The 13,230-nt window shown below is 58.9% G+C and carries 15 protein-coding genes; 10 read left to right on the top strand and 5 right to left on the bottom strand.

The features are described from left to right. The first annotated feature begins 2 nt into the window (after window positions 1–2). The 3 genes from moaB (at window position 3) to SHIM_RS12640 (ending at window position 5,533) form a co-directional block, all read left to right on the top strand. Window positions 3–545: a molybdenum cofactor biosynthesis protein B gene (gene moaB, locus SHIM_RS12630; protein WP_054003031.1), complete on the top strand. Its 543-nt coding sequence runs from the start codon at window positions 3–5 to the stop codon at window positions 543–545. A 137-nt stretch (window positions 546–682) separates the two neighbouring features. After that, entirely contained in the window at window positions 683–2,137 is a 1,455-nt protein-coding gene (locus SHIM_RS12635; RefSeq protein WP_054003032.1) for an efflux RND transporter periplasmic adaptor subunit, read from the top strand. 3 nt (window positions 2,138–2,140) lie between these two features. Then, window positions 2,141–5,533 carry an efflux RND transporter permease subunit gene (locus SHIM_RS12640; protein WP_054003033.1) on the top strand — a complete coding sequence of 1,131 codons (3,393 nt, stop codon included), beginning with the start codon at window positions 2,141–2,143 and terminating at the stop codon, window positions 5,531–5,533. Here the strand turns inward: SHIM_RS12640 and SHIM_RS12645 are convergent. Then, window positions 5,525–6,325, bottom strand: a complete 801-nt coding sequence (locus tag SHIM_RS12645; protein ID WP_054003034.1) for a protein-disulfide reductase DsbD domain-containing protein — start codon at window positions 6,323–6,325, stop codon at window positions 5,525–5,527. The two genes, SHIM_RS12640 and SHIM_RS12645, sit on opposite strands and share 9 nt — an antisense overlap. Before the next feature lie 164 nt (window positions 6,326–6,489). Here SHIM_RS12645 and SHIM_RS12650 point away from each other — a divergent pair, with 164 nt between their 5' ends. From SHIM_RS12650 to SHIM_RS12665, 4 genes are all read left to right on the top strand, one after another. Next, window positions 6,490–7,074 carry a YqgE/AlgH family protein gene (locus tag SHIM_RS12650; protein ID WP_275043953.1) on the top strand — a complete coding sequence of 195 codons (585 nt, stop codon included), beginning with the start codon at window positions 6,490–6,492 and terminating at the stop codon, window positions 7,072–7,074. A gap of 310 nt (window positions 7,075–7,384) precedes the next feature. Beyond that, window positions 7,385–7,675, top strand: coding sequence for a 50S ribosomal protein L28 (rpmB, locus tag SHIM_RS12655; protein ID WP_054003035.1), 291 nt, complete (start codon window positions 7,385–7,387; stop codon window positions 7,673–7,675). 101 nt (window positions 7,676–7,776) lie between these two features. Next, window positions 7,777–8,127, top strand: coding sequence for a hypothetical protein (locus tag SHIM_RS12660; protein WP_054003036.1), 351 nt, complete (start codon window positions 7,777–7,779; stop codon window positions 8,125–8,127). 46 nt (window positions 8,128–8,173) lie between these two features. Next, entirely contained in the window at window positions 8,174–8,659 is a 486-nt protein-coding gene (locus SHIM_RS12665; RefSeq protein WP_054003037.1) for a copper chaperone PCu(A)C, read from the top strand. 44 nt (window positions 8,660–8,703) lie between these two features. Here SHIM_RS12665 and SHIM_RS12670 read toward each other — a convergent pair whose 3' ends face one another. The 4 genes from SHIM_RS12670 to SHIM_RS12685 all read right to left on the bottom strand — a co-directional run bounded on the left by SHIM_RS12670 (window position 8,704) and on the right by SHIM_RS12685 (window position 11,731). After that, a complete protein-coding gene (locus SHIM_RS12670) occupies window positions 8,704–9,408 on the bottom strand; it encodes an NAD-dependent deacylase (RefSeq protein ID WP_054003038.1) in 705 nt (234 codons plus the stop codon). 178 nt (window positions 9,409–9,586) lie between these two features. Continuing rightward, window positions 9,587–10,552: a LysR family transcriptional regulator gene (locus SHIM_RS12675; RefSeq protein WP_054003039.1), complete on the bottom strand. Its 966-nt coding sequence runs from the start codon at window positions 10,550–10,552 to the stop codon at window positions 9,587–9,589. Between the two features lie 63 nt (window positions 10,553–10,615). Continuing rightward, window positions 10,616–10,936 (bottom strand): hypothetical protein, encoded by a 321-nt coding sequence (locus tag SHIM_RS12680; protein WP_054003040.1) that lies wholly within the window; start codon window positions 10,934–10,936, stop codon window positions 10,616–10,618. A gap of 150 nt (window positions 10,937–11,086) precedes the next feature. Continuing rightward, entirely contained in the window at window positions 11,087–11,731 is a 645-nt protein-coding gene (locus SHIM_RS12685) for a hypothetical protein (RefSeq protein WP_152926544.1), read from the bottom strand. Window positions 11,732–11,869: 138 nt separating this feature from the next. Here SHIM_RS12685 and SHIM_RS12690 point away from each other — a divergent pair, with 138 nt between their 5' ends. Genes SHIM_RS12690 through SHIM_RS12700 form a run of 3 tightly spaced genes read left to right on the top strand, consistent with a single transcriptional unit; the run spans window position 11,870 to window position 13,182 of the window. Next, window positions 11,870–12,190: an antibiotic biosynthesis monooxygenase family protein gene (locus SHIM_RS12690; protein WP_054003042.1), complete on the top strand. Its 321-nt coding sequence runs from the start codon at window positions 11,870–11,872 to the stop codon at window positions 12,188–12,190. Between the two features lie 18 nt (window positions 12,191–12,208). Further along, on the top strand, window positions 12,209–12,616 hold the full coding sequence (locus SHIM_RS12695) for a universal stress protein (RefSeq protein WP_054003043.1): 408 nt from the start codon (window positions 12,209–12,211) through the stop codon (window positions 12,614–12,616). Window positions 12,617–12,648: 32 nt separating this feature from the next. Then, window positions 12,649–13,182 (top strand): hypothetical protein, encoded by a 534-nt coding sequence (locus SHIM_RS12700; RefSeq protein ID WP_152926545.1) that lies wholly within the window; start codon window positions 12,649–12,651, stop codon window positions 13,180–13,182. Window positions 13,183–13,230 lie beyond the last annotated feature (48 nt).

Consider the following 13,230-nt stretch of genomic DNA (forward strand, 5'->3'; position numbering starts at 1 on the left):
GCATGAGCAGGATTGACGAGACCAAAGAGTTTATTGCCGTTCGGATTGCCATCCTGACCGTCAGCGATACGCGCTCTCTTGCCGAAGACCGATCCGGTGACACGTTGGTGGCGCGGCTCCAAGCGGCGGGCCACACGCTCGCGGATCGCAAGATTGTTCAGGATGAGCGCGACGTGATTGCCGATCAGCTGCGCGCGTGGTGCGCATCGGATGCGGTGGACGTAATCATCTCGACCGGTGGCACGGGATTGACAGGGCGCGATGTAACCGTTGAGGCGCATCGCGATGTCTATGAGAAGGAAATCGAAGCGTTTGGCACCGTGTTCACCATGGTCAGCATGCAAAAGATCGGCACAAGTGCCGTGCAAAGCCGGGCCACTGGCGGAGTGGCGTTAGGCACATATCTGTTTGCGCTGCCTGGCAGCACCGGAGCCTGCAAAGACGCTTGGGACGAAATTCTGAAGTGGCAGCTCGATTACCGTCACATGCCCTGCAACTTTGTCGAGATCATGCCGCGGCTTGACGAACATCTGCGGCGCAAGTGAGCGCAGCGACGGGCAACATTTTTGAAGTTTTTTCGACGGATTGCGCGGGCTGGGGCGTATCACCCTAAGTTGCCTTGGCATTTGCATGTGTCAGGCGCATCATACGGACTGAGCATCGCAAGGGGAGACGACGCCAGATGAGGTTTTTACGACAGAGCCTGACCGGGTTATTCCTGTTGTCACTGACAGCAGGGCTTTTGCTGTATGCGGGCGACTTGGTGCGCGGCGCAGTCGAAGACCGCCTGTCCCGCGACAACGCCGGACCTCCGGCGCGGGAGCGGGTGTTTTCGGTAAATGTGATGCAGGCGGAGCTGAGCAGCGAAGCGCCGGAGTTGGTGGCGTTTGGCGAAGTGCTGTCGCGGCGTTCTTTGGAAATCCGAGCGTCGGCGTCAGGACCGATTGTGCAACTGGCGGAGAATTTTGAAGAAGGCGCGCGGGTGAAGGCGGAAGAGCTGTTGGTTCAGGTCGATCCCAGCCGCGCCCGGTTTGCGCTTGAGAGGCTGGCCAATGATTTGTTGGATGCCGAGGCGGAAGACCGTGATGCGGTACGTACGCTGACCCTGACACAGGATGAACTGGCGGCAGCAGAGGCGCAGTTGGCGCTGCGTAAGAAGGCATTTGACCGACAGCAGGATTTGCTGGCACGCGGCGTAGGCACGGCATCGACGGTGGAGACGGCCGAGTTGGCATTGTCGTCGGCACGGCAGTCTGTGTTGGGCAGCCGGCGGGCCGAGGCGCAGGCGGAGGCCCGGATTGATCAGGCCGAGACCCAGCTAAATCGCCTTCGGATTGCCCTTGCCGAGGCCGAGAGAGATCTGGATGACACCATCATCCGCGCAGATTTCACAGGAACCTTGTCAGACGTGACTGCGGTTGAAGGCGGATTGGTGTCGATGAACGAGCGGCTTGCAACATTGATTGACCCGCTGTCGCTGGAAGTCGCCTTTCGAGTGTCGACACCGCAATATGTCAGGCTTTTGGATGATACGGATCGATTGCATCAATCCGAGGTCATTGTATCGCTGGATGTGATGGGCACGGATTTGCAGGCATCGGGCGTGATCACGCGCGATGCGGCGGCGGTGGGCGAAGGCCAGACCGGCCGCGTTCTGTTTGCGCGTCTGGATGGGGCCCGCGGGTTGAAGCCGGGTGATTTTGTCACTGTGCGCGTGAAGGAACCGGCGCTGGATCGTGTGGTGCGGCTCCCTTCTATGGCGCTTGATGTGGGGGGCACCGTGCTGGTTGTCGGCGACGAGGATCGATTGCAGGCCATACAGGTCAATCTGATACGCCGTCAGGGCGACGAAGTGCTGGTGCGCGGTCGCGGACTTGAGGGGCAGCGGGTTGTAACGCGCCGCACGCCGCTTTTGGGGGCTGGCATCAAGGTAAAACCGGTCGATGCGGCCGCTCCTATGCCGGTGCAGAATGAGACGGTCGAACTGAGCGATGAAGAACGCCTGAAGTTCGTGACGGCCATTGAGGCCAGCGACCGCATTCCTGGCGACGTGAAGAAACGCATGTTGAAGGCGCTTAGTCAGCCGCAGGTTCCAGCGCAAATGGTCGAACGTTTGCGCGCCCGGATGGGGGGCTAACCCATGCGGGATATCGGAACGCGCGCTGGCGGCATCCTGAGCTATTTTACACGCCACGCGACGGCAGCAAATCTATTGCTGGTGGTGCTGATTCTTGCGGGTATCGCCGCCGTGCCACGGATGCGGGCGCAGTTTTTCCCGGATGTTATTGTCGAAACCGTCACTGTCTCGGTGAAGTGGGAAGGTGCGGGCGCGGAAGATGTTGATGCGGCCATCGTGCAGGTCATGGAGCCGGCATTGTTGGCAGTGGAAGGTGTTGAAAGTACGTCCTCGCGATCCACCGAAGGCTCATCCCGGATCACGCTTGATTTCGAGCCCGGCTGGGACATGGCGCGCGCGACAGACGAGGTGCAGGTCGCCGTAGACACTGTGACGACTTTGCCTGAAGAAGCGGAGGATCCAGTGGTGCGGCGTGGTGCTTGGCGAGACCGGGTCACGGATGTTGTGATCACCGGACCTGTTGGCATCGACCAGATCGCGCGGTTTGCGGATGAATTTGTCGTGCGCTTGTTTGCCGAAGGGGTCACCCGAACAACAATTCGCGGCCTTGCAGAACGTGAAACTGTGGTCGAAGTGTCCTCGGTCGACCTGATCACGCATGATATCACGCTGGCCCAGATTGCCGAAGCCATCGCGCAAGAGGTCAACGCCGATCCCGCAGGCGATGTCACCGGCGCTGCGGCGCGCGTGCGTACCGGCGTGGAAAAACGAGCGCCCGACGAGATCGCGGCCATTGCGCTCCGGTCAAACCCTGATGGCACAAAGCTGACGGTGGACGATGTAGCCACGATCCGCGTGGACGGCGTGGACCGCAACCGCAGCTATTTCGTGGGCGAAAATCTGGCAATCTCCATTCGGGTTGATCGCACCAGTTCCGGCGACGCCATAGGCATGCAGACCAAGGTCGAAGAGGTCGTTGCCGAGTTGCAATCGACCTTGCCCCAAGGCGTCGAAATGCAATTGATCCGCACCCGCGCCGAAGCCATTACCGGCCGCCTGAACATCCTGGTGGACAACGGCGCGATGGGCTTGATCCTCGTGGTGGTGTTGCTGTTTCTGTTTTTGAACGCGCGCACGGCATTTTGGGTGGCAGCGGGCATTCCGACGGCAATGCTGGCGGCTGTGGCGCTGATGTATATGGCGGGGTTGACGATCAACATGATCTCGCTGTTTGGCCTGATCATCACTTTGGGCATCGTGGTGGACGATGCCATTGTGGTCGGGGAGCACGCGGATGCGCGCTCGCGCCGGCTAAACGAAGCGCCGCTGGTGGCGGCAGAAAACGCGGCGCAGCGCATGGCGATGCCGGTGTTTTCCTCGACCCTGACCACGATCATCGCCTTTTTCGGTCTGACTGTGATTTCCGGCCGGTTTGGCGAGCTGATTGCCGATATCCCGTTCACCGTGGTCGTGGTTCTTGCCGCGTCATTGGTGGAATGTTTCCTGATCCTGCCGCACCATATGGCACACGCGCTGAAACACACGGCGAAAGAGCATTGGTACGACGTGCCAAGCCGGATCGTGAATCGCGGGTTCCGCTGGGTACGAGACACGTTGTTCCGTCCATTCATCCGTTTTGTGGTCTGGGGGCGGTATCCGGTGGTTGCGCTGGCGATTGTGGTCTTGGCTGGACAGGCGGCGTTGTTCATCAACGGGGACGTCAAATGGCGGTTCTTCAATGCGCCAGAGCGTGGGTCCGTGACCGGCAATTTCGCGATGTTGCCCACGGCCACCCGCGAAGACAGCCTGGAAATGATGCGCGAGATGCAGCGTGCCACCGAAGAGTTGGGACGCGAATACGAGGAACGACATGGGCGCAATCCGCTGGACTATGTGATCGCAGAGGTCGGCGGCAATGCGGGGCGGACTTTGCCCGGGGCGGAATCGCTTGATCCCGATCTTTTGGGGTCCATTTCGATCGAGTTGATTGATGCCGATCTGCGTCCCTATTCGAGCTTTGCCTTTGTCGGAGAACTGCAAGACCGCGTTGCGCGGCATCCGCTGGCGGAAACCCTGAGTTTCCGTGGCTGGCGGTCCGGTCCAGGAGGCGATTCTCTGGATGTGGAGTTTTTTGGGGCCGGCAGTGACTCTCTTAAGGCGGCCAGTGAGGCGCTGAAGACGGCGCTGCTGGATTTCTCCGAAGTTTCGGCCGTGGAAGACAATCTGAGTTATGACAAAGAAGAAATCATCCTTGATCTGACACCACAGGGCCGCGCGCTTGGGTTCAACATCGATGCGTTGGGGCGCGTTCTGCGCCACCGGTTGAACGGCATCGAGGCAGCGACCTATCCGGATGGACCGCGCAGCGCGGCGATCCGGGTCGAGCTGCCTGAAGGCGAATTGACGGCTGATTTCCTCGAAGGCTCGCTGATGCGCACGCCGCAGGGGGCCTATGTGCCGCTGGCAGATGTGGTGACAGTGCAAAGTCGGACAGGGTTTTCGACGGTGCGCCGCGAGAACGGCGTGCGGTTGATCAATGTCACTGGTGACATATCCGAAGACGATCCCGCGCGGGCGGAATTCATCATGGCGCAGCTGCGCGACGATATCCTGCCGACAATTGCCAGTGAGATGCAGATTGAGTGGCGGCTGTCGGGCTTGGCGGAGCAGGAAGATGATTTCCTGAACGACGCGCGCACGGCGTTGATCCTGTGTCTGGCGGGGATATACCTTGTGCTGGCTTGGGTGTTCTCAAGTTGGACACGACCGGTGGTGGTCATGGCGATCATTCCCTTTGGACTTGTGGGCACCATTTACGGCCATCACATGCACGACGTGCCGCTTAGCATGTTCACGGTCGTGGGCCTGTTGGGGATGACTGGCATCATTATCAACGACTCGATTGTTTTGGTCACCACGATTGATGATTACGCCCAAGAGCGCGGGCTTGTGCCGTCAATCATTGATGGCGCGGCGGACCGTCTAAGGCCTGTGTTCCTGACCACGGCGACCACGGTACTGGGGCTTGCGCCGTTGTTGTTTGAACGCTCTCAGCAAGCGCAGTTCCTCAAGCCGACGGTGATCACGCTGGTCTATGGCCTAGGTGTTGGCATGGTGCTGGTGCTGGTTGTTGTGCCTGCGTTGATGGCAATGCAGTCTGACATCGGGCGGCAAGTCGCGGCCGTGCGTCGCGGATCAAAAGCGCCCGGGTTGCGAGGACTTGTCACCACCGCTGGTGTGGCCATAGCTGCTTGGCTGGTGGCGACTCTGGGCTGGGTGGTGGTCTTCGGCGAAGTTGTGCCAGTCCTCGCAAGTGTAGCGCCGGTGTTGGCCTCAGTCAGTGGGCCGTTTGCGGCGCTGGGCGTGTTTGCGCTGGGCGTTTTTGTGGTGACGGCGTTGGCATTCACCTTTGGTGCCGTGGGCATTACGTTGCGCCGTCGGTCTGCGTCAGCCTGAGCAGCCGCGAATATCGACGGCGTGGGCCGCACCCAAAACGGTGAACCTCAGACCGGATCTGTCCAGAATAAAGGGCGTTTCGTCCACATGCATCATTTCGGTTTCCGCAATCAGCGTGTTGCCCTTACGTGTCGTGGTCGCCTCCGCCACCCAGATGTGGGGGTCACCGGCTTCGATCACGGCCACTTCGCGGCCTCCCGCGTGCGGCATCTGTATTGTCGCCCGCAGTCGCAGACCGTCCGCAGTGGGGCTGACACGGCACGTCACAGAGCCGACGCGCGCGTCTTGTTGTGACATCGGCTGGTCATTCAAGGCGGCGGCGATGCGGCCGTCATGTTCGCCATCGGCGGGAAGTTCAGCCTTGATCCGGAGCGTCTGAGGTACGCAGATGTCGCGGCATACGCCAATCTCCAGCTGCGCTTTCAGGGTCATCGCTTTTCCTGCGTTTTGCGGTGAGATCTGCACAGGTATGATGACTTCTTCGGTATAGCCAACCGATCGCATGCCGTTCTGGTCGAACACCTCTGGTGTCGGCCAGCTGAGTTCAGCGCCGCCCAAATTGCGCGAGCCGCGCCATGTGATGCGCGGCGGGATGCCTGCGTCACCGGGCGCACGCCAGTAGGTTTTCCAGCCTGGATTGAGCGAGATTCTGAGAGCCGCGGTGTGGGTGCCATCCGCGTTGCGCCAACCCTGCAAAACCTCAGCTTGCACAACCTGATCATAAGATTGTGCCAGCGATTGCGTGGCCATGAAACAAAGGGAAACGGCGGTCATGAGGGCGGTGCGTATCATGCTACAGACATGGGACACTTGCTGATCAATGCCAATACACAATCGGGCGAGAATTGACACAGGTTCTGAAACAAAGCGGGCTTAGGTGAGTGGTGGCTCTTGCGTGGGGGACGCTCGCGCCACATGTTGGAAAGAACAGAAGTCAGCAGACGAAGGGGCCATCGGTGCAGGACGAAACAGAAACCACTGACAGTCTTGATCTGACCGGACGCCTGTTGATCGCGATGCCGGGGATGGGTGACCCACGATTTGCCCATTCGGTGGTGTTTCTGTGCGCCCACTCCAAGGACGGAGCGATGGGGTTGATTGTGAACAAGGCGATTGAAGGCATGCGCCTCTCGGCGCTGCTGGATCAGCTGTCTATCACGCTTGCGCGCCCCGAGCTGGACAGCAATCTCTACTTTGGCGGGCCCGTGGAAACCGGCCGTGGTTTTGTTTTGCATACGCCGGACTATGTGTCCGATCTCAACACTCTGATGGTCAGTGACGACTTTTCAATGACCGCAACGCAGGATGTGCTGGAAGCGATTTCCGTCGGCGCAGGACCAACGCGTTCGTTTATGGCGCTTGGATATGCCGGTTGGGGGGCAGGCCAGCTCGAGCGAGAAATCGCGGACAATGGCTGGCTGACGTGTGATGCGCCGGTGGAGCTGGTATTTGACACACCAAATGGTGACAAATGGGCAGACGCCCTCAAGACGCTGGGTGTGGATCCGGTGAGCCTTTCGGCCACCGCAGGCCGGGCCTAAGCAACCGCGCCATTGCAGATCAGCGCCAAGCCCAAAGCGCCTGGCACGGTTTGTGGTTTCTTTCTGGCCAGAAATACCCGAAACCTAACAGGTGCAGGCTTTCGCGCCCTGTGCGACAGGGTAAAACACCGGGGATGCAAAAGGGGCTTCGCTTTTTTGCCGAAACCCTCATTGGTGTCGGGTGAATCACTTGACGCTCCCCCCAAACCGGCCTAAAGACGCGAAACGAAATTCCGGGTGCGGCCTAGGCGGCACCCATCTGCTTTGACGGGGTTGCTATCCCCGTAGACCGTAAAACGAGGATAAGCCCATGTCGCGCCGCTGCGAATTGACCGGAAAAGGCCCGATGACGGGCAACAACGTAAGCCACGCCAAAAACCGCACTCGTCGTCGGTTCTTGCCAAACCTGAACGATGTGACTCTGCAGTCCGAGACTCTCGGCCGTGGCGTAAAACTGCGCATCTCTGCTGCAGCTCTGCGCACTGTTGATCACCGTGGTGGTCTGGACGCGTTCTTGGCAAAAGCCAAAGACAGCGAGCTGTCTGACACCGCGCTGAAAGTCAAAAAAGACATCGTCAAAGCCCAGGCCGCAAACGCCTAATTCCTTTGAACGTCTGAAGTTTTTAGCGGCCTCGCCATATTTGGTGGGGCCGCTTTCTTTTGTCACGTTGCTCCCGACATCAGCGCGTGTATACCAGACGGATGACTGATCGCTTCCGCATGATGCTTTCGTGGATAACTGTGCTGGCCCTCGTGTTGACGGGCCATGCAATGGCGGTTGCGCGGGGCATGCCTGGCGCTTCTGGTTATGCGGAATACTGCATCAACGACGTGGCGGTTATGGTTGCGGTGGATGCCGACGGCACTCCAACCGGCGAGAGCCACATCTGCCCCGATGTAAGTCTGTCTTTGCTAAATATGGTGACGCCGGAGGGGCCAGTTGTTCTGGCGCCAACGCAACGGGCACGCAAGGCCACCGCGACGGACCTCGCGTTTGTTGAAGTGATTCGACACATCAAGGCTACGGCACGCGCACCGCCTGTTCAGGCTTAAGATCTTCTCATTTCTTAAGGCCCACTATCGAACAGGAGACACACAGATGTCCTTGAAAGTAATCACTCTCGCGGCGCTCGCTGCAACTGCCATTGCGGCTGCGGTACCAGCGCTGGCTGACATCAAAATCGAAGACGCATATGCGCGTGTATCGACCCCAATGTCGAAATCCGCAGCGGCCTTTATGGTCATCAGCAACGACGGTGATACCGCAGACCGTTTGGTCGATGTCGTCAGTGACATCTCCAAGCGAACTGAGCTGCATACACACAAAGACGATGGCAACGGCAATATGTCGATGGTGCACGTCAAAGAGGGATTTGCGATCCCCGCAGGCGGCGAGCATGCTTTGATGCGGGGCGGAGACCACGTGATGTTCATGGGGCTTGGCAACGGGCTCGCACATGGGGACGTGGTGCCGCTGACCCTGGTGTTTGAGAATGCGGGCGAAGTCTCGATCGAGGTGACCGTTGATCTTGAGCGCAAGCCCGCGCATGGCAAGATGAAGAAACACGGCCACAAAGATCACTGAGATTTTTTGACACGGTGTTTCGGGGCCGTCTTTTTGGGGCGGCCCTATTTTTGTGTACGGGCCAATTCATCGGCGACCCATTGCGGCACGACCTCGGTGGCGGGACCAAAGCGGGTTTCGGCAAAGCCGGAGGCGCCAGCGGAAGGTTCCAGATTGAGTTCAATTGTATGCGCGCCATGGTGGTCGGCCTCGGCCACAAAATTCGCGGCTGGATAGACCTCACCGGAGGTGCCAATGGAGACAAAAACGTCGGCTTGTGACAGCGCCTCGCTGATAACATGCATGCCATAGGGGATTTCCCCAAACCAGACCACGTCGGGGCGGGTGGCTGGTTTTCGGCAGTGCGGGCAAGGGTCCGTGACGGACATGACCGGCGGCGCGGGCCAGCGGTGCTCGCAGGCCTTGCACAACGCGCCATGCAAGGCCCCGTGCATGTGCAGGACATTGCGGCTGCCAGCCGCCTCATGCAGGCCATCGACGTTCTGGGTGACGATGAAAACCTCGCCCGGAAAATCGGCCTCAAGCCGCGCAAGAGCCTTGTGAGCCGCGTTGGGGGTGGCCTCGGCTGCATTGGCGCGACGGGCATTGTAGAAGGCCATCACCAGCTCGGGATTGCGGGCGAAACCTTCGGGGGTTGCGACGTCGTTGAGGTCATATTTGGTCCAAAGACCGTCGACGTCGCGAAAGGTGCCTAGCCCGCTTTCGGCGCTGATGCCAGCGCCTGTGAGGATCACGATTTTGGCGGTCATTTGGGGGCTCCGGGGTGGAAGGGTTGAGCATGAGAGTCGGGCGGGCGTTGCACCTGATCCTTTTAACACGCGGGACTTTGACGGCATGTCGACGTTGATTGAAGACCGCGCAACGCGCGTATGGGGCGCTTTGTAGTCGCGTGGAATTTTGGGTTTCTCAAATCTGAGGGAAGCGGCATTACTCTTCTAGAATGCGAAGATTGTCCCGTAGCCACGGGAAACGCTCGATGCCCGGCGTGATCAGGTGTTGCTGGATCAGACGGCGCATGGTTTGCGCCACGTCGCGTGGCACGGTGTCCGCCCAATCGTCGCCAGCCAGCAAAGAAATGCTGCGGGAGAAGGGCGGAAAAGGCAGGGGGTGCGCGTCGACTTTTTCGTGAAACCGTGCTGCGCGCAGGAAGCCGAACGGCGTGGTGACCGCCCAGCCGATGCCACGCGACACCATGGCAATGAGCGACGGATTAGAGGCGATTTCAAACCGGTTGGGTGGGTCAAATTGCGCCCGCTTGAGGTGGGCTTCGATCTGGCGGGAAATCAGCTGTTCACGGCCATACCGCAACATCGGGAGGCTACGGAGCGCTGGCATCGGATCGCTGCCCGGTGCCACCAAACCAGCTGGCGTCACAAGAATAAATGGATCCCGCGCCAACGGATATTCAGAAACCCCATCAATGACTTCTCCGGTAGAGGCCGTGACGCCGAGGTGCAGGCTGCGGTCCCGCAATGAGTCAGCAATCTCGTGGCTGGGGGCGGTAATGAGGCGGAACTGACAGCGGGTCATAGATTCCGCCAAGGTGGTGACAAGACGGGGAGTCAGATCGTTGTCAAAGTCATCGATGATACCCATCGACAGCTGTGTCAGATGTGTCAGGTCCATCACCGAAAGTTCGGAGTGTGCCAGTCGCAGTTGGGCCAGCACTCCGGAGGCACGGGCAAGATAGGCCCGCCCAGCCGGGGTGAGCTGCATTGGCCGCTTGCTGTGGTCCAAGAGGTCGCTGCCAAGGGCGGTTTCGAGATTGCGAATTTGCTGGCTTACGGCAGGTTGCGACAAGCCGGTGGTGCGGGCGGCCTGCGCCACAGATCCACTGGCCGCCAGGGCTTCAAAAACCTCTAGTCCACGTAGAGTTACGCCTTTCATCAACATTCGACCTGCTCCGCTAGATTTGCCATTTGTGAATTCAGCGAGCGGGGTTGGTCAAGCTAAGAATTAGCGAAGGTGTCCACAGGAGGCTGATACGACGGAGCCAAAATCTTTGTAACGCAGCCAGAATTTCTCGTGGCTGCCATTGCTGGATTGGCGGATTTCCTGGGCTTTGTGCGGCTCGCTGAAAAAGCTGGCCGCGAGTTTTTGGTCGGAGCGCGACAGGTTTTGATTGGCAACTTGTTGAATGCAGCGACAGACCGAGCGCGTCGCCCCGCCACGGTCGGATTTCAAACAGGCACGCGAAACGGTGCCCGCTTCGGTCGTATATGGGAATATCAGGAACAGAACTGCGCCTGCAAATGCGGCGCCTAGGAGCGATTTCATTTGTGCCTCTCATCCGGATCTATGATGCCCGGTATTTGCCTCAGGTCGGTCGCGGCGGTCGCCCGTTTGTCGGTGTCGTTCCCTGCCACGCTTGGCTTGCAGTATGCGCAAACTGGCGTGCGGTTGCAATCGGGGCGCCGCGGGTGATGCCTAAAATGTCATCCATAGACCGAGTTTGAGCTTTGTGCGCTGATCCGGGGATAGAACAGCCGCGCCGACCAGGTGCATGTTCGAGCGGATTTGAAAGGCGAGCGACGGTGTTAGCATGGTGCGAAGCGGTTGACCGGTTTCTTTCTCGGCCGTGGCTTGCAAAAAGGTGATCGCCTTCGGCGTCAGCGACAGGCCAATTGTGGTTTCTGATTTTATGACAGTGGTTTGTGTCGAAATCACATAGGCAGCTGACGTATCGATTGTCAGCCAACCGGAGCGCTGCAACATCGTAAGATTGCGCCCCCAGCTGAGTTCCGGGCGCAAAGCGTAGCCGACGCCCGCCGCCGTGCTTTGTTGTCCGACGCCCAGTGCAAGAGCGACGCGAGCTGACCGACCTTGCCAGACCGGACGGCGCAGAAAAATGTAGGCTTTGCTGTACCCAAGTCCATTGGCACCTGTGTCAAAGCCCATGGTCCAGTCGCGTTTCAACCCACGCTCATAGTAAACAGAGGCAAACGCCTGAGCCAGCGAGTCGGCGTTGTGTGGTGCCTCAAGCGAAACACTCATGAACTGCTCGCCCGGCGGCCTTGGCCAGGGACCGGAGTGCGCCGCCGGAGCGAGCGCGAGGAATACTAGTACCAACATAATCATGAACACCTCGCGGTTCATGATTTGTTATTTAAGGTGAATAATTGGTTAACAACACCCGTTATGCGGGTGCGTGATTCATGTAGCCAGCGGGGCGGAGCGTGGTCTAAGCTGAAGACAGCAAGGGAGGAAGCCATGCCGAAAATCGCACAGGGTGCCGAGCTGCAAACCGTGATCACCACGTTTGAAATGACTCCGGGCACGTGTCAGGACCTGATGGATGCGTTGACCGATGCCTATGACAGCTTTATCTCCAAACAACCGGGATTTATTGCGGCGGGACTGCATGTTAACGATGCACAGACGCGCATCGCCAACTATTCGCAGTGGCGGCGACGCGAGGATTTTCAAGCGATGCTGCGGACTGACGAAATGCGGGAGCGCAATCGCAAGATAAACTTGTTATGCCGTAGTTTTGAGCCGGTCATGTACGAGGTGGCCGCTGCTTTTGAATAAGCGAAAGGAAGGGACCTGATGTATCAGCATATTCTAGTGCCTGTGTCGTTCGATGAGGACCACCATACCACGGCGGCGCTAGTCGTTGCCGGTCAACTGGCAACACAAGGCGTTCGGGTGACGCTGCTGCATGTCATGCAACAGGTGCCAAAATACGCGGTGAACTATATTCCGGCGGGGTTTCAGGACGAAGCGCGGCGCGCAATTGAGGTCAGCCTTGAGACACTGGGCGCGGAATTGCCGCACGCCAATGGGGTCGTCATCGAAGGTCCGGTGGGCAAGAGTATTCTTAAATGGGCGGAAGCCAACGACGTTGACTGCATCGTTGTCGCGTCACATCGCCCGAGCGTGCAGGATTACATACTGGGCAGCACTGCCACCCATGTGGCACGTCACGCGCGGTGTGCCGTGCATTTGGTGCGGTGATCGGGGGCAGAACGCCTCAGGGGATGCCATACGTGGCTATTGAATTTGGAGGTAAAGGATTGCAAGGTTTGACTAAATTGCTGTCCATAGCGGTTTTGGCCGTGGGCATTTTAAGCGCGTCCAATTCCGGGGCGGAAGAGGGCGACATAGGGTTCTCCGCAAGCCAGACGGACCGCACTGTGGCTGCATTTTCAAAGGGGATCGAGGGGTGCATGGAAGCACCGCCGGTATTCCGGGTGGACTGTTTTCAGCACGCTTACTCTTCGACGGTGCGGGTGATCGCCAATGCCTCCGCTTACTGGGAGGCAGAGGTGGCTTTGACGCGAGTAAACCGGACCCTCTACCAGTTTGTGCGCGCCAATACCGACAAATCGCTGGGTAAAGAACGATATGGATCGTTTAAGCCCCGCGCCATTAATGAATCGGTTCTTGCGGAAGCGCAGGCGCTTTACGCGGACCTTGTTGATAAGGCTGTAGCGATTATGCGGGGCGGCAGTTCGAGCGAATTAAAGTATTTCCAGCCACTTGCAGATGCCGTCGAAGCAACGCGCGATGCGTTGCGCTGACCGCCGCATTCGTTCGAGTTAATTTTTGATTTTGCGGAATTTTGGGCT

The sequence above is a fragment of the Shimia sp. SK013 genome, assembly GCF_001292625.1.
Classification (GTDB): Bacteria; Pseudomonadota; Alphaproteobacteria; order Rhodobacterales; family Rhodobacteraceae; genus Shimia.